This window comes from Streptomyces javensis, assembly GCF_039525925.1.
GTDB classification, from domain to species: domain Bacteria; phylum Actinomycetota; class Actinomycetes; order Streptomycetales; family Streptomycetaceae; genus Streptomyces; species Streptomyces asiaticus.
Genome location: NZ_BAAAIF010000058.1, coordinates 41,596 through 65,056 on the forward strand (window position 1 = coordinate 41,596; position 23,461 = coordinate 65,056).

Sequence of the window (23,461 nt, forward strand, 5' to 3'; positions counted from 1 at the left end):
CGGCTCGAACCCCATGGATTTTCCCGCGCGGGACGTTCTCAAGAACTGCGTGGACGGATCCCCTCGGTGGGCTCGGCCGACCCGGCGTCGGACACCCCGGCATCAGCCACCCCGGCAGCGGACGCGGCATCAGCCGCCCCGGCAGCGGACGCGCGCAGGCGGCGGACGGCCTCCGCCACCGCGGGGCGGTCCTCGTCCAGCCAGTCGACCTCGTCCACCCGGTCCGGGGGAAGCCAGCGCAGCTCGTCGTGGTCCTGGAGCGGGCGCGGCTCACCGGAGCGCAGGGCCGCGGTCCATACCCGCAGCACATAGCCGGGCTTGAGGGGCCACTCCCCCGGCAGCGGTTCGAGCGGCTCGACCTCGACCCCGAGCTCCTCGCGCAGTTCGCGGACGAGCGCCGCCCGCGGGGTCTCCCCGGGCTCGGTCTTGCCGCCGGGCAGCTCCCAGCGGCCCGCGAGCTCGGGCGGGGCGCTGCGCCGTGCGGCCAGCAGCCGTCCCCGGTCGAACACCGCTCCGCCCACCACCACACGCACGCTCATGATCCGCACCCTAGCCTGCGCGGAAGCACACCGGAGCCCCGGGGCGGGAGCGCCCCGGGGCTCAGAAAGCCGACCGGACTCGGGCTAACCGGACTGACGGGACGCGGCGGTCCGCTCGACCACGTACAGCTGCTCCTGGCCCTCGCCCTCCAGCCGGTCGGCCACCTCCTGGGCCTCCGTCCTGGTGGCGTAGCGCCCGACGCGGTAGCGGTTGCCGTTGTTGTCCTGGCGGATCACGAGCCAGGGCAGCACAGCGTTCCCGTCACTCATCTCCCCGCCCCCTCCGCTGTGGCGCGCCCGGGCGCACGACCCCGCGACACCGTTAAGGAAATCCCGATCCGCATATGCCCGAGCCTACGCCCTACCTTCACGCAGCGGATACGTGTTCTTACCAGGAGGCACTCATCCGGCCATGTCTCAGACGCCGACTCCGGCCTTCACCCGGTCGCCGTCGCCGCCCTCGCCCGCCTCGTCGGCCCGGGTGGCGCCCAGCTCGCGCTCGGCCTCCAGCAGCGTCGGATTGCGCCATGCGCTGCGTACGCCCCAGAAGTAGAAGGCCAGCCCGATCAGCGCGACGATCACGATGTCCCAGCCGCCCGGCAGATAGCCGCGGCCGCCGAACTCCTTGCCGCCGGCCCACGACACCGCCGCCATGACGAGCAGATACGTGACCATCCAGGCGCCGGCGGCCAGATGCGGCCGCAGCTCCGCCCACGGCTTGCGCAGCTCGTACCAGGCCCAGATCGGCAGCCCGATCGCCATGATGAAGATGACCTTGCCGGTGAGCGGCCAGCGGGCCCAGTACAGCACCAGCGAGCCGAAGACCATCGCGATGGGCGCGATCACCGGCATCGCACGCAGCTGCACCGGGCGCGGCAGCTCCGGCGAGAGGCGGCGCAGCGACATCACGGCCACCGGACCGGTGATGTACGAGATCACGGTCGCGACGGAGACGATCTCGGCGAGCGAGCCCCAGCCGCGGAAGACCGCGAGGAAGATGAAGGCGATCCCCAGGTTGAGCAGCAGCGCCGGGCGCGGAATGCCGGTCTTGGGGTCGACCTTGCCGAAGATCCCCGGCAGATGGCCGTTCTCCTGGACGCCCTGGATCATGCGGGAGGTGGTGGCCGCGTAGATCATGCCGGTGCCGGACGGGGAGATGAAGGCGTCCGCGTACAGCAGCATCGCCAGCCAGTTCAGGCCCCAGGCCAGGGAGAGATCGGCGAGCGGGGAGTTGAAGGAGAGCCCGGACCAGCCGCCGTGGGTCAGATCGGCGGCGGGCACGGCGGTCAGGAAGGCGATCTGGAGCGCGACGTAGATCACCAGCGCGATGAGGATCGAGCTGATGACGGCCTTGGGCAGCGACTTCCCCGGATCACGGGCCTCGCCCGCCATGTTGAGCGGCGACTGGAAGCCGTTGTAGGCCCAGACGATGCCGGAGACGGCGACCGCGGTGAACACGGAGCTCCAGCCGTTGGGGGTGAAGCCGCCGTTGCCGGTGACATTGCCGGTGTCGAAGTGCGACAGCAGCAGAGCCCCGGCGGTCAGGGTCGGCACGACCACCTTGAAGACGGTGATCGCGGTGTTGGTCTTGGCGAAGAGGGTGATCGCGAACCAGTTGAGGAAGAAGTAGAAGAGCAGCAGCACGGACGCGAGCGCGACACCGCTGCCGGTCAGCTCCTTCCCGTCGTACAGCGCCTTCGCCCAGCCGAAGTCCCAGGAGGACATGTACTGCACGGAGGCGGTGGCCTCACCGGGGATCACCGAGACGATGGCGATCCAATTGGCCCAGGCGGCCAGATATCCGGCCAGCGAGCCGTGGGAGTACTGGCCGTACCGGACCATGCCCCCGGCCTTGGGGAACATCGAACCCAGCTCGGAGTAGGTCAGGGCGATGGTCAGGGCGACGGCGGCGCCGATCACCCAGGCCAGAATGGCGGCGGGCCCGGCCAGCGCGGCGGCGCGCTCGGCGCCGAACAGCCAGCCGGAGCCGATGATCGACCCGAGGCCCACGGCGGTGAGGGCCACCGGTCCGAGTGACCTTCGATAATGCGAGTGGGAACCCTGCTCCGTGCTCAAGTTCCTGGCACTCCCTTCGCCCCCCAACGACCGGACACAAACCGATCCATCGTAAGAGCGAAATGGATGATCCCCTTCCAGTAACCCCTTTCACCTGGGCTGATGTGAGTTTTGCAACAGAGGGCGAGGGAACCGCGGCCAGGAGCCGCGCGATCACTTCACCGGCAGCCGGTACGCGATCCGATAGCGCTCGGCCAGCACCACCACATCGGCGGTCTCCACCGGGCGGCCGCCCGCGAAGTACGTACGCGAGGTGACCATCACCCAGTGGCCCGGCACCCCGCCCAGCGCCAGCACCTCCTCGGCCCGGCCGGGGCGCGCGCCGACCTCCTCCGCCATGTTGTCCACCACCAGGTCGAGGGCGGCCATCCGGTCGACGACCCCGCGCCCGGCCAGCGGGCCCTCCTCGGGCAGCATCACGGGCGTACGGCCGGTGAGCTCGAGCGGCTCCCAGGAGGTGGAGAGCATCACCACCTCCCCCTGCGACCGGAACACATAGCGGGTGCGCATCACCCGCTCCCCCACCGCGACCCCCAGCCGCCCGGCGATCTCGCCCCCGGCCTCCTCCTGCTCGCTCTCGGCCTCCCAGGTGCCGGTGATCCGTTCGTCGGCCTGCTCCTGCCGGAACGGCGTGGTCTCCCCGGCGGTGTGGAACCCGGCCCGGACCACCCGCCGCGGCACCGGCTGTGCCCGCACATACGTCCCCGACCCGGAACGCCCCTCGACCAGCCCCTCGGCCATCAGCACCTTGCGCGCCTCGAGCGCGACGGTGTCCGAAACCCCGTACTCCTCGCGGATCCTGGCCTGGGAGGGGAGACGCGCATGCGGCGGCAGCTCACCCGCGGCGATCTTCTTCCGCAGATCGTCGGCGACGCGGAGGTATGCGGGCTGGTCACCAAAGGCCACGTGCACTCCCTGGGTTGACAGTCAGCAACAGCTTGGCAACTCAGGGTTGTCGATGGCAACTGAAGGCCATAGCTTCACTAGAAGTGGTGAATGCCAGCTCAGAGACGTTTAAGTCGTCCAAAGTCGGTGAGCGGCCCGACGCCGGACACCGCACCGCCCTTTGCGACCGTGACGCGGTGTGGTGCCGTCGGCGGTCCCGCACGTCTCGGCCCCCCGGGCGCATTACGCTCCTGAGGTTCAGCCGCCCAAGCGTAGGGACGTGAGATGGACGACGAACCGCTGCCGGAGTGGGCCGAACCCCCGGCGCCCCGGCCGGAGCGGGGATGACCAGGTCACGCGCGGCGGCCATGGCGACCGGCCGCTTCTCGCGGGTGCTGCCCGGGCTGCTGCTCATCGCCCTGTGCGCGGGGTGCACCGGTGGTGCCGGGGCGCAGGGTGCGGGCGGGGCGTCCCGCGCCACGGCGGGTGGCGCGGGGGTCGGCGACGCGCTCTTCCCTCGGCTCGGCAACGGCGGCTACGACGTGCGGCGCTACCGCCTCGCCCTCGACTACACCCCCGGCTCCCGCCACCTCGAGGGCACCGCCCGGATCACCGCCCGCGCGGACCGCGCCCTGAGCTCCTTCCACCTCGACCTCACCGGGCTGCGGGTGCGGAGGGCCACGGTGAACGGCCGCCCCGCCAAGGCCGCCCGCAGCGGCACCGAGCTGGTGCTGACCCCCGCCGCGGCCCTCCCCAAGGGCCGCACCTTCACGGCCACCGTCGTCTACGACGGCAGGCCGAAGACCCTCACCGGCGAGGACACCGGGAAGGAGGGCTGGATCAGCACCCACGACGGCGCGGCGGCCCTCGGCGAGCCGACCGGCTCGATGACCTGGTTCCCCGGCAACCACCACCCCTCCGACAAGGCCGCCTACGACATCGCCGTCACCGTTCCCCAGGGCTACACCGCGGTCTCCAACGGCGAGCTGAAGGGCCAGGAGACCCGGGACCGCCGCACCACCTTCCGGTGGCACACCGGCGAGCCCATGGCGAGCTATCTGGCCACGGTCGCCATCGGCCGCTTCGGCGTCCGTACGGCGACCACCGGCAAGGGCCTGCCCGCGTACCTGGCCGTCGACCCCACCGAGGCCGCCGGCGCCACGGACATCGCCGAGCAGGTCGACGACGTCATCACCTGGGAGAGCCGCACCTTCGGCCCGTACCCCTTCTCCTCCACCGGGGCCGTCGTCGGCCACCTCCCCGGCCTCGGCTACGCCCTGGAGACCCAGACCAAGCCGTTCTTCGACGCGGCCCCGGACCAGGCCCTCGTCGTCCACGAACTCGCCCACCAGTGGTTCGGCAATTCGGTCACGCCCCGGGTCTGGAAGGACATGTGGCTCAACGAGGGCTTCGCGACCTACGCCGAGTGGCTGTGGGAGGAGGACCACGACGGCCGTAGCGCCCAGCAGATCTTCGACGACTTCTACGACGGCACCGACGACGAGAGCGAGGGCATCTGGGACTTCCCACCCGCCGACCCCCCGAGCGTCGCCAGCGTCTCCGACCCGCCCGTCTACGGCCGCGGCGCGATGGTCCTCCACCAGCTCCGCCGGGCCGTCGGCGACAAGACCTTCTTCACCATCCTCCGCACCTGGCTCAGGGACCACCGCCACGGCAACGCCGACACCAAGCAGTTCATCGAGCTGTGCGAGCGGAAGTCCGGCAAGGACCTGACCCGTCTCTTCGACGTGTGGCTCTACGGCGAGGGCAAGCCGAAGAAGCCCTGACGGCGGGGAAGGCGGCGCCCTCCCACCGCCCGAAACCGCTACCGTTGAGCCATGACCGCACTGCCCGACTGGATGCGCCCGCCGCGCGCGGAAGGCTGGTTCGCGGAGGACCTGGACCGCCTCCCCGAGGCACCGCGCCACACCGAGCTCATCGACGGAGCACTCGTTTTCATGATGTCGCCCCAGCGGTCATGGCATGGCCGTCTCGTCACCGCCCTGACCACCACGCTGATGGAGCAGGCATCGGACGGCTTCGACATCGAACGAGAGATGACCGTACGGCTCGACGCCCGCAATCGCCCGGAGCCCGATCTCCTGGTGACCACGAAACCGTTCGATCCCGATCGCACCTGGTACGCCCCGGAGGACGTACAGCTGGTGGTGGAGGTTGTCTCGCCCGAGTCCGCGCACCGCGACCGTACGGTCAAGCTGCGCAAGTACGCGGAGGCCGGGATCCAGCACTACTGGTGTGTGGAGGAACAGGACGGCGCGCCAGTCGTGCATGCGTACGAACTCGACGAGCCGACGGGTGCCTACGCTCCGGCAGGCATTTTCCGGCAGGTCCTGGAGCGCCCCGTCCCGTTCAAAATCAAGATCGACCTGAGCAGGCTCGTACCGAACCGGAAGAGCTGACGAGGTGCGCCCATGGGCGTCAGCGCTGGGCTCAGGCGACGCTCAGGAGGGCGCTGGTTTCGGCGGAGGACAGCTCGGTGGCGTAGACGCGGCTGCCCGGCTGGTGCTTGCGGCCGCCCTCGCCCAGGTGGCCGGCGTCCACGGGGGCGAAGCCGATGTCGCGGATCAGTCCGGCCACGGCGGCCTTGGCCTCCTCGTCGTCGCCGGACAGCGGGATGGCCACGCGGTCGGTGGCGCCGTGGGGGCGGGCGTGGTCGCGGAGGTTCTCCCAGTAGATCGCGTTGAACGCCTTGACCAGGTTGGCGCCGGTGTGGGCCTGGATCTTCTCGCTCGAGGTGGTGGCGTCGGAGTCGAGCTCCGGGTCGTGTCCGTCCCGCCCCGGGTAGTAGTTGCAGGTGTCGATGACGACCTTGCCGCGCAGCGGCTCGGTCGGCAGCTCCCGGTAGCGGCCGTAGGGGATGGACACGACCACCGCCTCGCCGGTCCGGGCCGCCTCCTCGGCGGTCACGGCGCGGATCGGGCCGCCGATGTCGGCGACCAGGTCGGCCAGGGTGTCCGGGCCGCGGGAGTTGGCGATCACCACCTCGTAGCCGATCGAGGCGAAGTGGCGGGCCAGCGTCGAGCCGATGTGGCCCGCTCCGATGATTCCGATGCGCACGGCGTTGCTCCCCTCCTCGTCTGTGGTGGACCCCCGGCGGGTTACCGGCACCCGGCGGATCATGCATGCGCGGTGAGGTCGGGGGATCCACCAGTGATCAAGTCCGGGCTAGACGGACTGGACGTCGTCGCGTAGCACCGGTCGCAGCGCCTCGATCACCGCGGGATCGTCGATCGTGGAGGGCAGCTCGGTGTCCCGGCCGTCGGCGATGTCGCGCATGGTGCGGCGCAGGATCTTTCCCGAGCGGGTCTTGGGCAGGGCGGCGACCACGTCGACCCGGCGCAGCGCCGCCACGGGGCCGATCGTCTCCCGGACGGCGGCGACGAGTTCCGTGGCGATGTCCCGCGGATCGCGGTCGAGACCCGCCTTGAGCACGACGAGGCCGCGCGGCACCTGCCCCTTGAGCGGGTCGGTGACGCCGACGACGGCGCACTCGGCGACATCCGGGTGAGCGGCGAGCACCTCCTCCATCGCGCCGGTGGACAGCCGGTGCCCGGCCACGTTGATCACGTCGTCGATGCGGCCCATGACGTAGACGTAGCCGTCGTCGTCCTTACGGCCGCCGTCGCCGGTGAGGTAGTAGCCGCTGTAGGCGGAGAGATACGAGCGCACATACCGGGCGTCGTCCTGCCACACGGTGAGCAGCGTGCCGGGCGGCAGCGGCAGCCGGATCGCCACCGCGCCGTCGGCGCCCGGTGGCGCGTCGCGGCCCGTCGCGTCGAGGATGCGCACGTCGTAGCCGGGCATGGGCACGGTGGGTGAACCGGCCTTGAGCGGGTGCGGCTCCAGGCCCATCGGGTTGGCGACGATCGGCCAGCCGGTCTCGGTCTGCCACCAGTTGTCGACCACCGGAACGCCGAGCAGATCGGTGGCCCAGCGGTAGGTCTCCGGGTCCAGGCGCTCGCCGGCCAGGAACAGATGGCGCAGCGATCCGATGTCGTGGGCGTCCAGCAGCGCTCCGCGCGGGTCCTCCTTCTTCACCGCGCGGATCGCCGTCGGCGCGGTGAACAGTGCCGTCACACGGTGTTCGGCGATCACCCGCCACAGCGCACCGGCGTCCGGAGTGCCGACGGGCTTGCCCTCGTAGAGCACGGTGGTGCAGCCGGTGAGCAGCGGCGCGTAGACGATGTAGGAGTGGCCGACGACCCAGCCGACGTCCGAGGCCGCCCAGAAGACCTCACCGGGGTGGGTGTCGTACACGTTCTCCAGGGACCAGCGCAGCGCGACCGCGTGGCCGCCGTTGTCGCGCACCACGCCCTTGGGCCGACCGGTGGTGCCGGAGGTGTAGAGGATGTACAGCGGGTCGGTGGCGGCCACCGGGACGCAGCCGACCGGCTCGGCGGTCTCCATGGCCTGGTCCCAGTCGAGGTCACGGTCGGTCATCTCCGCCGTGCACTGCGGCCGCTGGCGGATGACACAGTGCTCCGGCTGGTGTTCGGCCAGCGCGAGGGCATCGTCCAGCAGCGGCTTGTACGGCACGACACGGGCCGGTTCGATGCCGCACGAGGCGGCGATGACGAGCTTGGGCCGGGCGTCGTCGATGCGCACGGCGAGCTCACGCGCGGCGAATCCGCCGAAGACGACGGAGTGGACGGCGCCGATGCGGGCGCAGGCCAGCATGGCGACGACCGCCTCGGGGATCATCGGCATATAGATCACGACGCGGTCGCCCTGGGCCGCCCCGAGCCCGGTCAGCACTCCGGCGAACCGCGCGACCTCATCACGCAGCTCCCGGTAGGTGAACGCCGCCTTGCGGCCGGTGACCGGGCTGTCGTAGACCAGCGCGAGTTGCTCGCCGCGCCCATCGTCGACATGGCGGTCCAGAGCGTTGTGGCAGGTGTTCAACCGCCCGTCCGGGAACCACCGGTACAGCGGGGCCTCCGACGTGTCGAGGGCCCGGGTCGGGGCGACGGTCCAGTCGATGGCACGGGCGGCGTCCAGCCAGAAGCCTTCCGGATCCTCCAGACTGCGCCGGTACTCAGCCGCATAGCCGTCCTGCTTCGGCGCCTGCGTCATGTCGATGCCCTTCCCTCGTTCCGCTTTCCTCGTTCTTCCGCGTTCCTCGTTCTTCCGCGTTCCTCGTTCCGCCCGCGCCGTGCCAGCGGGTCCCCCGCTCGCGCACGTCCCGTACATACGGGCCTGCGGGCGTGCGCACGGGAGGCACCGGGGTCAGCCCAGCGGATCTACCCGCCGGACGCCAGGGTCATTTCATCAGCCATTCGGCGATGGCTTCCGCACATGCGTCCAAAATGGCTTCGCCCTTCTCGGCGGACGCCCTGCGCGCGTCACCCGCCACACCCGACGACGTGACCGCGTGGAACGGCCGCGGTACGTGGATCGCCTCGCTCGGATCCGACTGGAGCGCGATCTCCGGACCGACCGCCTCGGCGAGCCGCCCCTGGTCGACGAGGTCCGGCGCGATCGCCATCGCCATGGATGTCTCGCCCTCGCAGGCGTGCATCAGGGTGTCCTGGTCCTCCAGGATCTCCGCGATCCGCGCCTGCCCGGCCATGAAGTAGCTGGTGACGGCGATGGGCGCGGACAGTTCCCGGGAGAGCTCACCGCTGATGGCGTTCAAGGCCGTGATATTGCCGCCGTGGCCGTTGACGATCAGGATCTTGCCGAACCCGGCCAAGAGGATGGAGCGGCACACATCGCGCAACAGCGCGTGGTACGTCGCCAGCGTGAGGGTGAAGGTGCCGCCGAACTCGACATGATGGTCCGCCAGCCCGCACCAGAGGGACGGGGCGACGGCCACGGGCCTGCCCTGAGCGACCAGGATCCTGGCTGCCCGGCGGCATGCCTCCGCGCTGAGGAAATCGTCAACGCCGGTGGGCAGGTGCGGGCCGTGCTGCTCGGTGGAGCCCACGGGGAGCAGCACCGGTGCGTCCTGGGCGGCCAGCTCCTTGAGGGCGCGAGCGGTCATGCGGTTCCAGAGGATCTCCGGCATGGGGGTGTTTCCCTTTCCTGTTCGTGTTCGTGTTCGTGTTCCTGGCGGGCGTGGTGCGTCCCTGGCGGGTGTGGCGGCTTGACGGCTTGACGGCCTGACGGCTTGGCGGCCTGGCGGAGGTCAGTGCGTGTTCTCGGCGATGACGGGGGATGCGGGCCCGACGGGAGACGGCATCCCTCCCGGGTCGCCCGGCCGGGCGATGGCGGCACGGGCCGGGGCCGACGAGATGGCTTCCAGCCCGAGCCCGGTGGTCCGTACGCCGAAGAGGATCGCGACCGCGGCCAGCAGCATCGCCACGGCGACAACGGTGAAGGCGACCGCCGCTCCGTAGGCGTCCAGGAGGGGGACCAGGTAGAAGGGGGCGGCCGCCGTCGAGAGCCGGCTCAGTGAGTACAGCCAGCCGGTGGCGGTGGTACGCACACTCGTGGGGAACTGTTCCAACTGGTAGATATGGCCGGAATTCGACATGACATTGGCCACCACGGTGAAGCAGAAACCCGAAGCGATGATCATGGCCGCCGAGCGGGCGCTTCCGTACATGAGCCCGAAGACCGCCATGCCCATCAGCGACGCGGACAGGATCCATTTCCGTTCCGCCCTCTCCATGATCAGCATGGACAGATAGGAGCCGAGCGGATAGCCGATGAACGAGAAGGTCAGATAGGCGAGGGAGGTGTCGAGGTCGAATCCCTTGTCGGCGAGGACGAGCGTGGCGAGGTTGCCGAAGCCGTAGAAGCCGATGGGCGCGAGGATCCACAGGATCGCCATGATCACCGTGCGACGGGCCAGGGGCCGGCGGAAGATGGCCCGGACCGGCACCGGCCCGACCGGAGACCCGGCGTCCGGTGACTGCCCGGCCTCGCCGGAGCCCGCGGGCGGCGTCCAGCCCTCGGCCTCGGCGGCCTTCTCGAAGCGGCTGGTGACGGCGTCGGCCTCCACCGTGCGTCCGACCGACTCCAGCCAGCGAGGTGACTCGGGCAGACCTCTGCGCACCAGGAACGTCAGCAGGGCCCCGAGCGACCCGATGGCGAACATCCAGCGCCATCCCGCGACATCGAGCGGAGCGCCGTCCACCAGCACCAGGCCCAGGAAGCCGACGGCGGGTACGGCGAGATAGGCGCCCGTGAAGGCCCACGCCACGTAGTAGCCGCGCCGGGCCGGCGGGAGGATGTCGCCCAGGAACGAGTCCGTCACCGGCAGCTCCCCACCCAGGCCGACACCGGCCACGAAGCGGAAGACCACGAGCGTCCACAGGTCCGGGGACAGGGCGCAGCCGAGCGTGGCCGCGGAGTACAGGGTCAGCGTGACCATGTACGCGGTCCGCCGACCGATCCGGTCCGCGAGCCGCCCGATCACCACGGCCCCGACGAAGGCCCCGACGAACGCGGAGGCCAGGACGAGCGACAGCTCGAAGCCGGCCAGGTCGAAGGTCGTCTTCAGCGTGGTCGCCAGGACCCCGGCGAGGAAGAGCTCGTAGATCTCGAAGAAGTTGCCCAGCGCCATGACACCGGCGAAGCGCTTGTGGAGCTTGGTGATCGGCAGCCGGTCGAGCCGTGCCGCCACGGAGGGGTCAGTCGCCCTCGAGAAAGTTCGCATTCTTCTCCTTCCGGGCCGAACCGCTTATCCACCCCCCAGAATTTGACTGGACAGTACAGTCCAACTTTGAGGTTGACAAGGGTCCCGGCCAGAGCCCGGGTCCGCATATCCCGCCGCACTAGACTGGTGCGTCCAGTACAGAAAGAGGTGCCTGACGGTGATCCCCGCGCCCTCCCAGCCCGCCCGGCAAGGCAAGGGCCGCTCCCGCAACCGAGTGAAGATCCTCGCGGCGGCGAAGGCGCTCTTCCTGCGGGACGGCTACGACGGCGTGAACCTCGAACGGGTCGCCACCCAAGCCGAGGTCGCCCGGCAGACGGTCTACAACCAGTTCGGCAGCAAGGAGGCCGTCTTCCGCGCGGTGATGGAGCACCACTGGTCCAGCCTGCCGCTCGGAGACCTCTCCACACGCCTCGAACAGAGCCTGGGGGGCGACGGCGACCCGGCAGGATTCCTGCGCCAGTTCTCCGAGCTCCTGCTGACCTTCATCGACGACACGGACCAGGTCGCCTTCACCCGGCTGGTGATCGCCGAGTCCCGCCGGAGCCCCTGGATCGCCGAGGAGTTCTACCGGGTCGGCAAGGAGCCGCTGACCAAGGCGCTCACCGAGTGCCTACAGCGGCTGCACGAGACGGGGAAGCTCAACTGCCCGTCCCCGGGACTGGCGGCCCATCAGTTCCTGGGACTCATCCAGGAATTCATCATCTGGCCGCAGGTCATGGCGATCGGGCCGGACGTCATGAACATCCCGCCGTTCGACGTGGTCGTCGAAGAGGGAATCGCGATGTTCCTCGATCGCTACGGTATCCGCGCCTAGACGCGGGCGGGCCCGAGGCCCGATCGCGGCCTTCCGCGGCACACTTTCGACAAAAGGCCCGCATAGAGGTCGTTGGATGCGAAAGCAACAGGGGAACGTCTCAGCTCGGCAGGCGAAAGCCGAGACCAGGACAGCGTTGAGGGCTCGACCGGCGCGCGCCGGTCGAGCCCTCAACGCGTTCTAGTGTCCGGTCGGCAAGACAGCGCCTCCAGGGCCGACCAGGGGTCCGTGACTCATGAGTCGGAGTAGCTGAAGTCGCCAACGGTCCAACCGCTGACGTCCTTGATCGCGACGCGGTACATCCCGCCCGTTTCGGGGATCCCCATGCTGCCTTGCAGGATCCGTGCGACGTGAAAGTGCAGATGCGTGGGCCGCTTGCCGCGGTCGGGCCGGTCCCGCGTCTCGTCGGCGGTGAAGACGCCGGCGAAGGGGCCGAGGCGGTCCGAGTCCCTCAGGATCTCCGACACACGCTGCCTCCACACGGCTTCGGGAGCCAACCGTCCGGTGATGACAGCGCCGCCGGTGACCACGGTCAAGGACATCTGGTTGCTCTGCTCGGACTCCACTACGGCGGCCACGTCAACGAGCAGTTCGTCAGCGTTCGACATGAGAGCCGATTTTATTCATCGGTCCGGCCGGCTGTACCCCACTGGACGCAGCGGCGAACGGACCGACGTCTCCCGCCGGGGTGCGACCCCTGAGCCGGGCGGGCGCCCAGCCGCACGCCCGCCGTTACGGGCCGCAGACTATCCAGGCCCGATGCACGACAAAATCTATGCTTGCCAGAGTAGACATTGGGGGGTGGCACGGTTAAGGTTCTTCTCGTAGACAAGGTCAACGAGACCCGGCAGACACGAACTGGCGGGTAGAAGTACACGAAGTTCCCAGATCGGTGCGGCTGTGGAGTCGCGAAGCCAGGTTGTTCGCAGGAAGGCGACGGGACCGGCAGCCGCACCGGGCAGCCCGGAGTGGATGACTGAGCAAGGAACGGAGGAAGCGGACGCCATCAGGATCGCCCGGGTAGGGAGAACCGGCCCGGGTACCGCAAGACCCCGGAATGGAAGGTGGTCCCCGGTCACGCATCCGCGATCCCCGCGATCCCGCCCTCCTCGGGCGGCGTAGCGGAAGACAGAAGGTCGGCACAGCGGTAGGGCCGACAGATGGTGTTGAATTTCCTTCGGGGCCCTGGTGCGTACGGCACCAGGGCCCCTCGACGCGTTCCTCAACGAGGTGAGAATGACAGCAGACAATTCGCTCGGTGGTCGTCTGGACGACGACGACTACCCCGCCTACACCATGGGACGGGCAGCAGAGATGCTCGGCACCACCCCCGGCTTTCTCCGCGCCATCGGTGAGGCCCGCCTCATCACCCCGCTCCGCTCGGAGGGCGGGCACCGCCGGTACTCCCGCTACCAACTGCGGATCGCCGCCCGCGCCCGCGAGCTCGTCGACCAGGGCATGCCGGTCGAGGCCGCCTGCCGCATCGTCATCCTCGAGGACCAGCTCGAGGAAGCTCAGCGCATCAACGCGGAGTTCCGCCGCGCCGCGGCCGAACGGCACGACGACTCCCCATGAGCCCTTCCGGGCACAGTCGGCGCCGCGGCACGGAAGGGGCGCTGTCCCGCGTCCGACACCGGCATGTCCGGCCCCGCCGTTCGCAAGCGCCGTCGAGGCGAAGAAGAGCGACTGTGAACGGTCGGCGCCGGGCCAAACCGACCGACCCGGCGTCGCCAGCCGCACTTACCGCGGAAATCTCCCCAGGTCAGCGACGTGGTGGAGGTCAGACGTTGAAGCGGAACTCCACCACGTCCCCGTCTCGCATCACATAGTCCTTGCCCTCCATGCGCGCCTTACCGGCCGCGCGGGCCTCGGCGACGGAGCCCGTCTCGACCAGGTCCTCGTAGGAGATGACCTCGGCCTTGATGAAGCCCTTCTGGAAGTCGGTGTGGATGACACCGGCCGCCTCCGGGGCCGTGGCGCCCTTCTTGATGGTCCAGGCGCGGGACTCCTTGGGACCGGCGGTGAGGTAGGTCTGGAGGCCCAGGGTGTTGAAGCCGACGTGGGCGAGGGTGGCGAGGCCGGGCTCGTCCTGGCCCACGGACTGGAGGAGTTCCAGGGCCTCGTCCTCGTCGAGTTCGGCGAGGTCGGCCTCCAGCTTGGCGTTGAGGAAGATCGCCTCGGCGGGGGCGACGAGGGCGCGCTGCTCGGCCTTGAAGGCGTCGTCGGTGAGCTCGTCCTCGTCGACGTTGAAGACGTAGAGGAAGGGCTTGGTGGTGAGCAGGTGCAGCTCGTGGAGGAGGGCGGCGCGCTCGCTGCCCTGGACGATGCCGGCGGAGAAGAGGGTGCGGCCCTCGTCGAGGATGGCCTTGGCCTCCTCGACGGCCTTGACCTGGGGCTGCTTGTCCTTCTTGATCCGGGACTCCTTGACCAGGCGCGGCAGCACCTTCTCGATGGTCTGGAGGTCGGCGAGGATCAGCTCGGTGTTGATCGTCTCGATGTCGCTCTTCGGCGAGATCTTGCCGTCGACGTGGACGACGTTCTCGTCCTTGAAGGCGCGGATGACCTGGCAGATGGCGTCCGACTCACGGATGTTCGCCAGGAACTTGTTGCCCAGGCCCTCGCCCTCCGAGGCGCCCTTGACGATGCCCGCGATGTCGACGAAGTCGACGGTGGCGGGCAGCTTGCGGGCCGAGCCGAAGATCTCGGCGAGCCTGTCCAGGCGGGGGTCGGGGACGCCGACCACGCCGACGTTGGGCTCGATGGTGGCGAACGGGTAGTTGGCCGCCAGCACGTCGTTCTTGGTGAGGGCGTTGAACAGGGTCGACTTGCCGACATTCGGCAGACCGACGATTCCGATCGTGAGCGACACGTTGACGACTTCCCGTAGCTTCCCGTGGCGGGGATGTGAGTACCGATGACGGGCCCCGGTGGAGCCGGGGCCGGTCCACCAGTCTACGGGCCCGCCCTCGATCACCCGGCCGGGCTGACAATCGGTCGAACACACTGCCAAGGTCCTGCGAAGGGCGTGTCCAAGACCGGATTCTCGCCCTCCGGCGACCTACGTTGGTCAGGTGGAGCATTACAGCACGCGTACGCCCCGCCGCGCGGCGGCACCGTCGCCCCGTCCGGCCGCGGACGACACATATCCGGGACGGGGCAGAGGCACGGGTCAGGGCCGGGGGCGGTCCGGCGGCGCGGCCCGGGCGCCGCGGCCCGCCGCACGCCGTACGGGGCCGTCCGGAGCGGCCGCGGCGCTGCCCGCCGTCCTGCGGCGGGCCCGGGGACTGTCCCTCCCTGACCCCCGGCTGACCGGGCTGGGCGCGGGGCTGCTGACCACGCTCACCATGCTCGGCATCGGCTGTCTGGACGCCCTGCTGCTCTCCGGCTCCCCCGCCGTCTACAGCGTGCTCTTCCTGCCCGCCTGCGCGGCCTGCGCGCTGTGGGTGCGGCCCGCCGATCTGCTGGCGGCGCCGGTGACGGCGCCGCTGGCGTACACGGTAGGGCTGCTGCCGATCAACGAGGGTTCGGCGGGGTTCAGCGGACAGGCGGTGGGGGTGTTCACCGCGCTGTCGCTGCAAGCCGGCTGGCTCTACGCGGGGACGCTGCTGACCGTGGTGATCGTGCTCGTACGGCGGGCCGTACAGGTCACCCGGCGTCGTCGGCAGCAGCGGCCGCGGCCATCCCGGCACCCACGATCCCCGCGTTGTTCTGAAGCTGCGCCGGCACGATCTCGGCCCTGACGCCCTCGATCAGCGGCAGGAACTTGTCCGCCTTACGGCTCACCCCGCCGCCCAGCACGAAGAGCTCGGGTGAGAAGAGCATCTCCAGGTGGTGGAGGTACTTCTGCACCCGGCGCGCCCAGTGCGACCAACTGAGGTCGTGGTCGTCCTTGACCTTGGTCGAGGCCCGCTTCTCCGCCTCGTGGCCGTCCAGCTCCAGATGGCCCAGCTCGGTGTTGGTGAGCAGATGCCCGTCGGTGAAGACCGCGCTGCCGATGCCGGTGCCGAGGGTGAGCACGATCACGGTGCCCCTGACGCCGCGGGCGGCGCCGAACGTCACCTCCGCGACCCCGGCCGCGTCCGCGTCGTTCAACACCGTGACCGGGCAGTCCAGCCGCTCGGCGAGGCGCGACGCCAGATCGGTGCCGATCCAGCTCTTGTCGACATTCGCGGCGGTGAGGGTGACACCGTCCTTCACCACGCCCGGGAAGGTCACCCCGACCGGCCGCCCGGACCAGTCGAAGTGCCGGACGACCTCCACCACACCGTCCAGGACCGCCTCGGGCGTGGACGGATGCGGAGTGAGCACCTTATGGCGCTCTTCGGCGAGCTCACCCCGGTCCAGGTCGACCGGGGCGCCCTTGATGCCCGAACCGCCGATGTCGATGCCGAACACCTTCGCCGCGGCCGCCCCCGTGCCCCCCTGGCCGTACGTCACCGCCGCGACCCCTCGGACCGACCGGCGACCGCCGACGCCTCGGGCTCGCCGGAGACCGCGGCGGCCTCGGCCCGCAGGTCCCGGCGCAACTCCTTGGGCAGCGAGAAGGTCAGCGACTCCTGCATGGGCTGGACGACCTCGACATCGCCGAAGCCACGCTCGGCCAGCCACTCCAGAACGCCCTCGACGAGCACGTCGGGAACGGAGGCGCCCGAGGTCACGCCGACCGTGGTGACGCCCTCCAGCCATGCCTCGTCGATCTCGCTCGCGTAGTCGACCAGGTGGCCCGCCTTGGCGCCCGCGCCGAGGGCGACCTCCACCAGCCGCACCGAGTTGGAGGAGTTCTTGGAGCCGACCACGATCACCAGGTCGGACTCGGCGGCCACCTGCTTGATGGCGGTCTGGCGGTTCTGCGTGGCGTAGCAGATGTCGTCGCTGGGCGGGCTGATGAGCTGCGGGAAGCGCTCCTTGAGCGCGTCCACGGTCTCCATGGTCTCGTCGACCGAGAGGGTGGTCTGGGAGAGCCAGACGACCTTGGACTCGTCCCGCACCTCGACGTTCTTCACATCGTCGGGGCCGTCGACCAGGGTGATGTGCTCGGGGGCCTCACCGCTGGTGCCGATGACCTCTTCATGGCCTTCATGGCCGATCAGGAGGATGTCGTAGTCCTCCTTGGCGAACCGGACTGCTTCCTTGTGGACCTTGGTGACCAGGGGACAGGTGGCGTCGATGGTGGCCAGCTTGCGCGCTGCGGCCTCCTCGTGGACCACCGGCGCGACACCGTGCGCCGAGAAGATCACGATGGAGCCCTCGGGGACCTCCTCCGTCTCGTCGACGAAGATGGCGCCCTTCTTCTCCAGGGTCTGGACGACGTACTTGTTGTGGACGATCTCCTTGCGCACATAGATCGGCGCGCCGTACTGCTCCAGGGCCTTCTCGACGGCGATCACGGCACGGTCGACACCGGCACAGTAGCCACGGGGGGCCGCGAGCAGGACCCGGCGGGCGGAGGTTGCAGTCATGTCCCCCATGGTAGGGGCGATGGCCGCGGGGTCCGCCGGATGGTGGGGGCGACGACCGCCTTGGTGGGGGCGATGACCCCCGCCGCTGTCGGTGGTGGCCGATACCCTCGCGGTCATGGCTGTCAACACGTCCGCGGAGGCGCCGATCCCGGTCGGCGAGGTGTCCCGGCTGATCGGGGGCTGGATCGACCGGCTCGGCGCGGTCTGGGTCGAGGGGCAGATCACCCAGCTGTCCCGGCGCCCGGGCGCCGGTGTGGTGTTCCTGACCCTGCGCGATCCCAGTTACGACATCTCGCTGACCGTCACCTGCTTCCGCGCCGTCTTCGACAAGATCGCGGACACGGTCACCGAGGGCGCGCGGGTCGTGGTGCACGCCAAGCCGGAGTGGTACGCGCCGCGGGGCCAGCTGTCCCTGCGGGCCGCCGAGATCCGCCCGGTGGGCGTGGGCGAACTGCTGGCGCGGCTGGAGCAGTTGAAGAAGGCGCTGGCGGCGGAGGGGCTGTTCGCCGCCGACCGCAAGAAGGCGCTGCCGTTTCTGCCGCAGCTGATAGGGCTGGTCTGCGGCCGCGCCTCGGCCGCCGAGCGCGATGTGCTGGAGAACGCGCGGCTGCGCTGGCCCGCCGTCCGCTTCGAGGTGCGCAATGTGGCCGTGCAGGGGGTGCACGCGGTGCCGCAGGTGATCGAGGCGGTCAAGGAGCTCGACGCGCTGCCCGAGGTGGATGTGATCGTGGTGGCGCGTGGCGGCGGCAGTGTGGAGGACCTGCTGCCGTTCTCGGACGAGCAGCTGGTCCGGGCGGTGGCCGCGTGCCGTACACCGGTGGTCTCCGCGATCGGCCATGAGCCGGACTCGCCGCTGCTGGACCTGGTCGCCGATCTGCGCGCCTCCACGCCCACGGACGCGGCGAAGAAGATCGTGCCCGATGTGGGCGAGGAGCTGATGCGCGTCCAGCAGCTGCGGGAGCGGGCGCTGCGCAGTGTGCACGGGCTGCTGGACCGGGAGGAGCGGGGGCTGGCCGCCGCGCTGGCCCGGCCCTGCATGCGGGAGCCGCACCGCATGGTGGACGAGCGCGAGGAGCGGATCACGGCGGTGCTGGAGCGCGCCCGCCGCTGCCTGGGCCATCTGCTGGACCGGGCCGACTCCGAGCTGACCCACACCCAGGCCCGGGTGGTGGCGCTCTCCCCCGCCGCGACGCTGCGCCGCGGCTATGCGGTGCTCCAGCACCCCGACGGCTCGGTGGTGCGGGCGGCCGAGGAGGTCGCGGAGGGCGAGGAGCTGCGGGCGCGGGTCTCCGAGGGCGAGTTCCGGGTGCGGGTCGCTGTCGGACCCGCTGAATAGGGTGAGGGGTATGGCGAAGACGGACGAGCAGACCGGGCAGACGGACGGGCAGGCCGGGCAGACGGACGAGCAGGCCGGGCAGAGCGCGCGGGCGGAGACCACGCTCGGCTATGAGCAGGCGCGGGACGAGCTGGTCGAGGTGGTCCGCCGGCTGGAGGCGGGCGGCACCAGTCTGGAGGAGTCGCTGGCGCTGTGGGAGCGCGGCGAGGAGCTGGCAAAGGTCTGCCGCCACTGGCTGGAGGGCGCGCGGGCCCGGCTGGACGCGGCGCTGGCGGAGGACGAAGGCGCGGAGGGCGCCGGAGGCGCCGAGGAAGCGGAGAGCGCCGGGGAGGGCTGACCGCCCACCGTCCGGTGCCCGGCGCCGAGGGCACGAAGAGCCCCGCCGAGGGCCGACCGGCCGCCGCTCATCGCAAACCGCCGAACAGCCACGCTCGACCGGCGCCCGAGCGCCGACCGGCCGCAGTCGGTGCCCCCGTCCACCGAGGGCGCGCGGAGCCCCGCCGAAGGCTTACGGCCGCCGCTCATCGCAAACCGCCGGACAGCCACGCTCGACCGGCGCCCGAGCGCCGACCGGCCACAGTCGGTGCCCCCGTCCGCCGAGGGCGCGCGGAGCCCCGCCGAAGGCTTACGGCCGCCGCTCATCGCAAACCGCCGACCGGTCGCGGTCGACCGGCGCCCGGCGTCGACCGGCTTCGGTCAACCGCCGCCCACCGGCGGCCACAATCGGCTGCTCCCGGTACTCGGGCCGCCCCGGCCGATCGGCCGCGCACCGGCCACGGCCGACCCGCTGCACCCGCCGTGTCTGGTCTCCGCTCCATGCACAGTGTGATTCAGAGCACCTCCCCCACCTCACGCCATCTTTTTAGTTGAACGTTAATCTAAGTGCCGTACAGTGGAGCCCGTCAGCGATATCCCCGCTTATGCAGAGGTTTCTTCCATGGCACTCGTTCTCGACGCCGCCGCCCAGGACCTGCTCTTCCGCGAGGCCCGCACCGCCAACACGTTCACCGATGAGCCGGTGACCGAGGAGCAGGTGCAGGCGATCTACGACCTGATCAAGTACGCGCCGACCGCGTTCAACCAGTCGCCGCTGCGTATCGTGCTGGTCCGCTCGCCCGAGGCCCGTGAGCGGCTGGTCCAGCACATGGCCGAGGGCAACCAGCCCAAGACCTCCACCGCCCCGCTGGTCGCGATCCTCGCCGCGGACAACGAGTTCCACGAGGAGCTGCCCGCGCTCTTCCCGCACTTCCCGCAGGCCAAGGACGTCTTCTTTTCCGAGCGCGCCGCCCGTGAGCAGGCCGCGGCGCTCAATGCCTCGCTTCAGGCCGGTTACTTCATCCTGGGCATCCGCGCCGCCGGTCTCGCCGCCGGCCCGATGACCGGCTTCGACCCGGCCGGGGTCCAGAAGGAGTTCCTGGACGACGACCACACCCCGCTGATGGTGATCAACATCGGCAAGCCGGGCGAGGACGCCTGGTTCCCGCGTGGTCCCCGCCTGGGCTACGACGACGTCATCACCACGGTCTGATCGACCACTCGATCGCACTCGAGCACGCTCTATCGCGCTTGATCAACCTCGGGCCCTCGGCCCGGACCGCGCACGGTCCGGGCCGAGGGCCCGAGCCGTCATATGGGCCGGCCCGCTCAGCCCTTCTTCTCGGTGAGCGCCTCGGCCATCTTCGTCAGCTGCCCGTACGACGCCGTCCCGGTGACCACCGTGGTCACGCCCGGCTCCGCGCGCACCAGCGCGTCGTACTTGTCGCCGTCGTAGCGGACCCAGTCCTCGCCGTCGATCCGCTGCGTCCGCTTGGTCTCCCGCGCCTGCTGGGTGACCTCCTCCACGAACGGCACGGGCTTGCCGTCGCTCTGCTCGACCGCGATGTAGTCCTCGTTCTGGTCGAGGAAGCCGAGGTGCCAGAGCGCGCCGTCCTCCGCGGCGGCCGGGCGGTAGGTCACCGAGGTCGCGCGCCAGCCCTTGGGCAGGCTTCCGGGGTCGGGGGCGGCCACCGGGTACGGGGCGGCGCGGCGGGCCGTGGCCAGTTCCACGCGGTAGTTCACCGTCTTCACCCCGGAGCCCTTGGGGCCCTCGTCATGCGGGATACCGAAGAGGTAGATGGCCGCCGCGACGACGCCGATCGCCGCCAGCGACAGCACCATGTCCCGGACCGTCTCTTTGCCACGCATACCTGCCACGCCCCCTATCGTCCCTCATCGGGTCGCCGCACCTCGCAACAGGGCCGTGCTCATGCGTGGGGCTATCTGCTCACTTAGCCAATCAGCGGATAAAGTCATGAACACCCTCACCCTCCTGATCCCCCTCGCGGGGCGGAGGGGCCCTCACGGTCCGTCGCCGTACAGAAAGGTGCGCTCCGATGACCGAGCATCATCTCCCGTCCCAGCTCGAGGTCAGCCCCGAGGCTCCCGATCGCAACCTCGCCCTGGAACTCGTCCGGGTCACCGAGGCGGGTGCCATGGCCTCCGGACGCTGGGTGGGCCGCGGCGACAAGAACGGCGCCGACGGCGCCGCCGTCAAGGCCATGCGCTCCCTCGTGCACACCGTCTCGATGAACGGCGTCGTCGTCATCGGAGAGGGGGAGAAGGACGAGGCGCCGATGCTCTTCAACGGTGAGCGCGTGGGCGACGGCACCGGCCCGGAGTGCGATGTGGCCGTGGACCCGGTGGACGGCACCACGCTCACCGCGAAGGGCATGGCCAACGCCGTCTCCGTGCTCGCGGTCGCCGAGCGCGGCACCATGTTCGACCCCTCGGCCGTGTTCTACATGGACAAGCTGGTCACCGGCCCCGACGCCGCCGAGTTCGTCGACATCACCGCGCCCCCCGGCGTGAACATCCGCCGGATCGCCAAGGCGAAGAAGTCCAGCCCCGAGGACGTCACCGTGGTGGTCCTGGACCGCCCCCGCCACGAGGGCATCGTCAAGGAGATCCGCGAGGCGGGCGCCCGGATCAAGTTCATCTCCGACGGCGATGTGGCCGGCGCGATCATGGCCGCGCGCGAGAGCACCGGTGTGGATCTGCTGCTGGGCGTCGGCGGTACGCCGGAGGGCATCATCGCGGCCTGTGCGATCAAGTGCCTCGGCGGCACCATCCAGGCCAAGCTGTGGCCCAAGGACGACGAGGAGCGGCAGCGCGCCCTCGACGCGGGCCACGACCTCGACCAGGTGCTGGAGACGGACGACCTGGTCAGCGGCGACAATGTGTTCTTCGTCGCGACCGGCATCACCGACGGGGATCTGCTGCGCGGGGTGCGGTACCGCGCGGAGACCGCCACCACCCAGTCGCTGGTGATGCGGTCCAAGTCCGGGACGATCCGGCAGATCGACTCCACCCACCGGCTGGCCAAGCTGCGCGCCTACGCCTCGGTCGACTTCGAGCGGCCGAGCTGAGCGAGGTGACGGCGGCGTTCAGCCACCGCGTGACGGGCCCAGCGTGACGGGCCCCGCATGACAGACGCCGCATGACAGACGCCGCATGACAAGGGCCGGGTCCCGCCTCCCGGCGGCGCCCGGCCCAGGTCCCGAAGAGTTCAGCCGGCGGCGGCGACCCGCACCGCGCGCTGTAGCTCCGCCTCCCGGCGCCGGCGGCGGGCCAGCACGACCCGGCGCTCGGCCGCGGTCAGCCCGCCCCACACTCCGTACGGCTCCGGCTGAAGCAGTGCGTGCTCCCGGCACTCGACCATGACCGGGCAGCGCGCGCAGACGCGCTTGGCGGCCTCCTCCCGCGACAGCCTGGCAGCCGTGGGCTCCTTTGAAGGAGCGAAGAACAGCCCGGCCTCGTCCCGTCGGCACACCGCCTCCGAGTGCCAGGGGCCGGCCTGATCCCGCGCGGGGACGCGCTGCGGGGGCACGGCGGCTTCCAGCAGGGGCTGATGCGGTTGCAGCACGGTCTACTCCTGACGACGGCTCCGGTGGTCACCCTTGCCCGCCTCGAGGTGTACGGCCCCGTTAGCACCCCCATCAGCCGTACGAGAGACGATGCACCAAGCCTTACCCGCTGTGCGCGCGCTTATGCACACCGTTGTCCCACCCGGAACTTCCCCGTGCACACCCCTTCTTCAGGGCTTATGCTCGCAGGTTCTTGAGCCGCTTACCGCGCTTGGGCTTGGCCTCCACACTGCCGAAGACGGCGAACCCGGTGACGTGGATCACCGGTGCGTCGGGGTCCTGCGCCTCGTATGTCGTGACGTCGAAACCGCCGAGGATGCCCGCGCCCGAACCGCGCAGCGAGACGTTCTCCGGGACCTTGATCTCCACCCCGCCGAAGGCGGCCACGACATGGATGACGATCTCCTGCTGCTCGAAGACCGCCTCGGTCAGATCGATCTCGACGCCGCCGAAGACCGCCAGGGCGTTCGTACGGCGCCTGACCCGCCAGCGGCCCTTGCGCGTCGAACCGCCGAAGACCGCCACCAGGTTTTCCGACTCGGGTAGGGAGCGCGGCCACTCCGACTCCGCGTCGCGCGCGGAGGCGGTGGCGGCGCCGCGCGCGGGGGCGGTGGGCAGATCGCGCACCAGGGGCTCCAGCTCGCCGAGGGTCTTGGCGCGATAGACCGCGTCGATCCGCTCGGCGTGCTCCTCCGGCTGGAGCCGCCCCTCGGCGAGGGCCTCCCGCAGGATGTCCGCGATCCGGTCGCGGTCCGCGTCGGACGCGCGGAGCTCGGCGACGGCCGCGGGCGCGGCAGGCGCGGCGGGCGCGGTCGCGGCGGGCGCC

General features: G+C 70.5%; 24 protein-coding genes. 9 read left to right on the plus strand and 15 right to left on the minus strand.

Annotation, left to right across the window (positions count from 1 at the left end):
- Positions 1-38: 38 nt before the first annotated feature.
- The 4 genes from ABD329_RS35650 to ABD329_RS35665 form a co-directional block, all read right to left on the minus strand.
- Positions 39-539 (minus strand): (deoxy)nucleoside triphosphate pyrophosphohydrolase, encoded by a 501-nt coding sequence (locus tag ABD329_RS35650; RefSeq protein WP_246619016.1) that lies wholly within the window; start codon positions 537-539, stop codon positions 39-41.
- Positions 540-623: 84 nt separating this feature from the next.
- Positions 624-809, minus strand: a complete 186-nt coding sequence (locus ABD329_RS35655; RefSeq protein WP_037960218.1) for an SPOR domain-containing protein — start codon at positions 807-809, stop codon at positions 624-626.
- A gap of 147 nt (positions 810-956) precedes the next feature.
- On the minus strand, positions 957-2,615 hold the full coding sequence (locus tag ABD329_RS35660) for an APC family permease (protein WP_198280927.1): 1,659 nt from the start codon (positions 2,613-2,615) through the stop codon (positions 957-959).
- Between the two features lie 153 nt (positions 2,616-2,768).
- Positions 2,769-3,521 carry a GntR family transcriptional regulator gene (locus tag ABD329_RS35665; RefSeq protein ID WP_344317442.1) on the minus strand — a complete coding sequence of 251 codons (753 nt, stop codon included), beginning with the start codon at positions 3,519-3,521 and terminating at the stop codon, positions 2,769-2,771.
- Positions 3,522-3,844: 323 nt separating this feature from the next.
- Between ABD329_RS35665 and ABD329_RS35670 the strand changes: the two genes are divergently transcribed.
- Together ABD329_RS35670 and ABD329_RS35675 are read left to right on the plus strand one after the other, a co-directional pair.
- Positions 3,845-5,287: a M1 family metallopeptidase gene (locus tag ABD329_RS35670; RefSeq protein ID WP_344317443.1), complete on the plus strand. Its 1,443-nt coding sequence runs from the start codon at positions 3,845-3,847 to the stop codon at positions 5,285-5,287.
- A 51-nt stretch (positions 5,288-5,338) separates the two neighbouring features.
- A complete protein-coding gene (locus ABD329_RS35675; RefSeq protein WP_198280908.1) occupies positions 5,339-5,920 on the plus strand; it encodes a Uma2 family endonuclease in 582 nt (193 codons plus the stop codon).
- 31 nt (positions 5,921-5,951) lie between these two features.
- Here the strand turns inward: ABD329_RS35675 and ABD329_RS35680 are convergent, their stop codons facing one another.
- From ABD329_RS35680 to ABD329_RS35695, 4 genes are all read right to left on the minus strand, one after another.
- A complete protein-coding gene (locus tag ABD329_RS35680; RefSeq protein WP_198280907.1) occupies positions 5,952-6,578 on the minus strand; it encodes an NADPH-dependent F420 reductase in 627 nt (208 codons plus the stop codon).
- Between the two features lie 108 nt (positions 6,579-6,686).
- On the minus strand, positions 6,687-8,594 hold the full coding sequence (locus tag ABD329_RS35685; protein WP_198280906.1) for a propionyl-CoA synthetase: 1,908 nt from the start codon (positions 8,592-8,594) through the stop codon (positions 6,687-6,689).
- A gap of 187 nt (positions 8,595-8,781) precedes the next feature.
- Positions 8,782-9,528 (minus strand): creatininase family protein, encoded by a 747-nt coding sequence (locus ABD329_RS35690; RefSeq protein ID WP_198280905.1) that lies wholly within the window; start codon positions 9,526-9,528, stop codon positions 8,782-8,784.
- 120 nt (positions 9,529-9,648) lie between these two features.
- Positions 9,649-11,124, minus strand: a complete 1,476-nt coding sequence (locus ABD329_RS35695) for an MFS transporter (protein ID WP_246619010.1) — start codon at positions 11,122-11,124, stop codon at positions 9,649-9,651.
- A 157-nt stretch (positions 11,125-11,281) separates the two neighbouring features.
- On the opposite strand from ABD329_RS35695, the gene ABD329_RS35700 reads away from it, so the two are divergent.
- Positions 11,282-11,938, plus strand: coding sequence for a TetR/AcrR family transcriptional regulator (locus tag ABD329_RS35700; protein WP_344317444.1), 657 nt, complete (start codon positions 11,282-11,284; stop codon positions 11,936-11,938).
- A gap of 233 nt (positions 11,939-12,171) precedes the next feature.
- Here the strand turns inward: ABD329_RS35700 and ABD329_RS35705 are convergent, their stop codons facing one another.
- Positions 12,172-12,546: a hypothetical protein gene (locus tag ABD329_RS35705; protein WP_198277712.1), complete on the minus strand. Its 375-nt coding sequence runs from the start codon at positions 12,544-12,546 to the stop codon at positions 12,172-12,174.
- A 628-nt stretch (positions 12,547-13,174) separates the two neighbouring features.
- On the opposite strand from ABD329_RS35705, the gene ABD329_RS35710 reads away from it, so the two are divergent.
- Positions 13,175-13,513 carry a helix-turn-helix domain-containing protein gene (locus tag ABD329_RS35710; protein ID WP_198277711.1) on the plus strand — a complete coding sequence of 113 codons (339 nt, stop codon included), beginning with the start codon at positions 13,175-13,177 and terminating at the stop codon, positions 13,511-13,513.
- Positions 13,514-13,718: 205 nt separating this feature from the next.
- On the opposite strand, the gene ychF is transcribed toward ABD329_RS35710, so the two are convergent.
- Complete coding sequence (gene ychF / locus ABD329_RS35715; RefSeq protein ID WP_198277710.1) at positions 13,719-14,807, minus strand: redox-regulated ATPase YchF; 1,089 nt, start codon at positions 14,805-14,807, stop codon at positions 13,719-13,721.
- A gap of 202 nt (positions 14,808-15,009) precedes the next feature.
- On the opposite strand from ychF, the gene ABD329_RS35720 reads away from it, so the two are divergent.
- Positions 15,010-15,678, plus strand: a complete 669-nt coding sequence (locus tag ABD329_RS35720; protein WP_198277709.1) for a DUF6542 domain-containing protein — start codon at positions 15,010-15,012, stop codon at positions 15,676-15,678.
- On the opposite strand, the gene ppgK is transcribed toward ABD329_RS35720, so the two are convergent.
- Together ppgK and ABD329_RS35730 are read right to left on the minus strand one after the other, a co-directional pair.
- Complete coding sequence (gene ppgK / locus ABD329_RS35725; protein ID WP_198277708.1) at positions 15,584-16,375, minus strand: polyphosphate--glucose phosphotransferase; 792 nt, start codon at positions 16,373-16,375, stop codon at positions 15,584-15,586. The genes ABD329_RS35720 and ppgK overlap by 95 nt on opposite strands.
- A complete protein-coding gene (locus tag ABD329_RS35730) occupies positions 16,372-17,406 on the minus strand; it encodes a 4-hydroxy-3-methylbut-2-enyl diphosphate reductase (protein ID WP_198277707.1) in 1,035 nt (344 codons plus the stop codon). Before ABD329_RS35730 ends, ppgK begins: the two co-directional genes overlap by 4 nt.
- Before the next feature lie 106 nt (positions 17,407-17,512).
- On the opposite strand from ABD329_RS35730, the gene xseA reads away from it, so the two are divergent.
- The 3 genes from xseA (at position 17,513) to ABD329_RS35745 (ending at position 20,261) form a co-directional block, all read left to right on the plus strand.
- Positions 17,513-18,733: an exodeoxyribonuclease VII large subunit gene (gene xseA / locus ABD329_RS35735; RefSeq protein ID WP_198277706.1), complete on the plus strand. Its 1,221-nt coding sequence runs from the start codon at positions 17,513-17,515 to the stop codon at positions 18,731-18,733.
- 10 nt (positions 18,734-18,743) lie between these two features.
- Positions 18,744-19,070 carry an exodeoxyribonuclease VII small subunit gene (locus ABD329_RS35740; protein ID WP_198277705.1) on the plus strand — a complete coding sequence of 109 codons (327 nt, stop codon included), beginning with the start codon at positions 18,744-18,746 and terminating at the stop codon, positions 19,068-19,070.
- A 600-nt stretch (positions 19,071-19,670) separates the two neighbouring features.
- On the plus strand, positions 19,671-20,261 hold the full coding sequence (locus ABD329_RS35745; RefSeq protein ID WP_198277704.1) for a malonic semialdehyde reductase: 591 nt from the start codon (positions 19,671-19,673) through the stop codon (positions 20,259-20,261).
- A gap of 116 nt (positions 20,262-20,377) precedes the next feature.
- On the opposite strand, the gene ABD329_RS35750 is transcribed toward ABD329_RS35745, so the two are convergent.
- Positions 20,378-20,917 carry a DUF4245 domain-containing protein gene (locus tag ABD329_RS35750; RefSeq protein ID WP_198277715.1) on the minus strand — a complete coding sequence of 180 codons (540 nt, stop codon included), beginning with the start codon at positions 20,915-20,917 and terminating at the stop codon, positions 20,378-20,380.
- Positions 20,918-21,105: 188 nt separating this feature from the next.
- On the opposite strand from ABD329_RS35750, the gene glpX reads away from it, so the two are divergent.
- Positions 21,106-22,137: a class II fructose-bisphosphatase gene (glpX, locus tag ABD329_RS35755; RefSeq protein WP_020868721.1), complete on the plus strand. Its 1,032-nt coding sequence runs from the start codon at positions 21,106-21,108 to the stop codon at positions 22,135-22,137.
- 140 nt (positions 22,138-22,277) lie between these two features.
- Here the strand turns inward: glpX and ABD329_RS35760 are convergent, their stop codons facing one another.
- Both ABD329_RS35760 and ABD329_RS35765 read right to left on the minus strand, forming a co-directional pair.
- Entirely contained in the window at positions 22,278-22,634 is a 357-nt protein-coding gene (locus tag ABD329_RS35760; protein ID WP_020868722.1) for a WhiB family transcriptional regulator, read from the minus strand.
- A gap of 178 nt (positions 22,635-22,812) precedes the next feature.
- Positions 22,813-23,461: DUF1707 SHOCT-like domain-containing protein (locus ABD329_RS35765; RefSeq protein ID WP_344317446.1), on the minus strand; the 649-nt coding region annotated here is incomplete at its 5' end.

Excerpts from the sequence above, each read along its gene's own strand:
- ABD329_RS35650 (WP_246619016.1), bottom strand. The coding sequence starts at position 539 with ATGAGCGTGCGTGTGGTGGTGGGCGGAGCGGTGTTCGACCGGGGACGG.
- ABD329_RS35655 (WP_037960218.1), bottom strand. The coding sequence starts at position 809 with ATGAGTGACGGGAACGCTGTGCTGCCCTGGCTCGTGATCCGCCAGGAC.
- ABD329_RS35670 (WP_344317443.1), top strand. The coding sequence starts at position 3,845 with ATGACCAGGTCACGCGCGGCGGCCATGGCGACCGGCCGCTTCTCGCGG.
- ABD329_RS35675 (WP_198280908.1), top strand. The coding sequence starts at position 5,339 with ATGACCGCACTGCCCGACTGGATGCGCCCGCCGCGCGCGGAAGGCTGG.
- ABD329_RS35685 (WP_198280906.1), bottom strand. The coding sequence starts at position 8,594 with ATGACGCAGGCGCCGAAGCAGGACGGCTATGCGGCTGAGTACCGGCGC.
- ABD329_RS35690 (WP_198280905.1), bottom strand. The coding sequence starts at position 9,528 with ATGCCGGAGATCCTCTGGAACCGCATGACCGCTCGCGCCCTCAAGGAG.
- ABD329_RS35695 (WP_246619010.1), bottom strand. The coding sequence starts at position 11,124 with ATGCGAACTTTCTCGAGGGCGACTGACCCCTCCGTGGCGGCACGGCTC.
- ABD329_RS35705 (WP_198277712.1), bottom strand. The coding sequence starts at position 12,546 with ATGTCGAACGCTGACGAACTGCTCGTTGACGTGGCCGCCGTAGTGGAG.
- ABD329_RS35710 (WP_198277711.1), top strand. The coding sequence starts at position 13,175 with ATGACAGCAGACAATTCGCTCGGTGGTCGTCTGGACGACGACGACTAC.
- ABD329_RS35730 (WP_198277707.1), bottom strand. The coding sequence starts at position 17,406 with ATGGGGGACATGACTGCAACCTCCGCCCGCCGGGTCCTGCTCGCGGCC.
- xseA (WP_198277706.1), top strand. The coding sequence starts at position 17,513 with ATGGCTGTCAACACGTCCGCGGAGGCGCCGATCCCGGTCGGCGAGGTG.
- ABD329_RS35740 (WP_198277705.1), top strand. The coding sequence starts at position 18,744 with ATGGCGAAGACGGACGAGCAGACCGGGCAGACGGACGGGCAGGCCGGG.
- ABD329_RS35745 (WP_198277704.1), top strand. The coding sequence starts at position 19,671 with ATGGCACTCGTTCTCGACGCCGCCGCCCAGGACCTGCTCTTCCGCGAG.
- ABD329_RS35750 (WP_198277715.1), bottom strand. The coding sequence starts at position 20,917 with ATGCGTGGCAAAGAGACGGTCCGGGACATGGTGCTGTCGCTGGCGGCG.
- glpX (WP_020868721.1), top strand. The coding sequence starts at position 21,106 with ATGACCGAGCATCATCTCCCGTCCCAGCTCGAGGTCAGCCCCGAGGCT.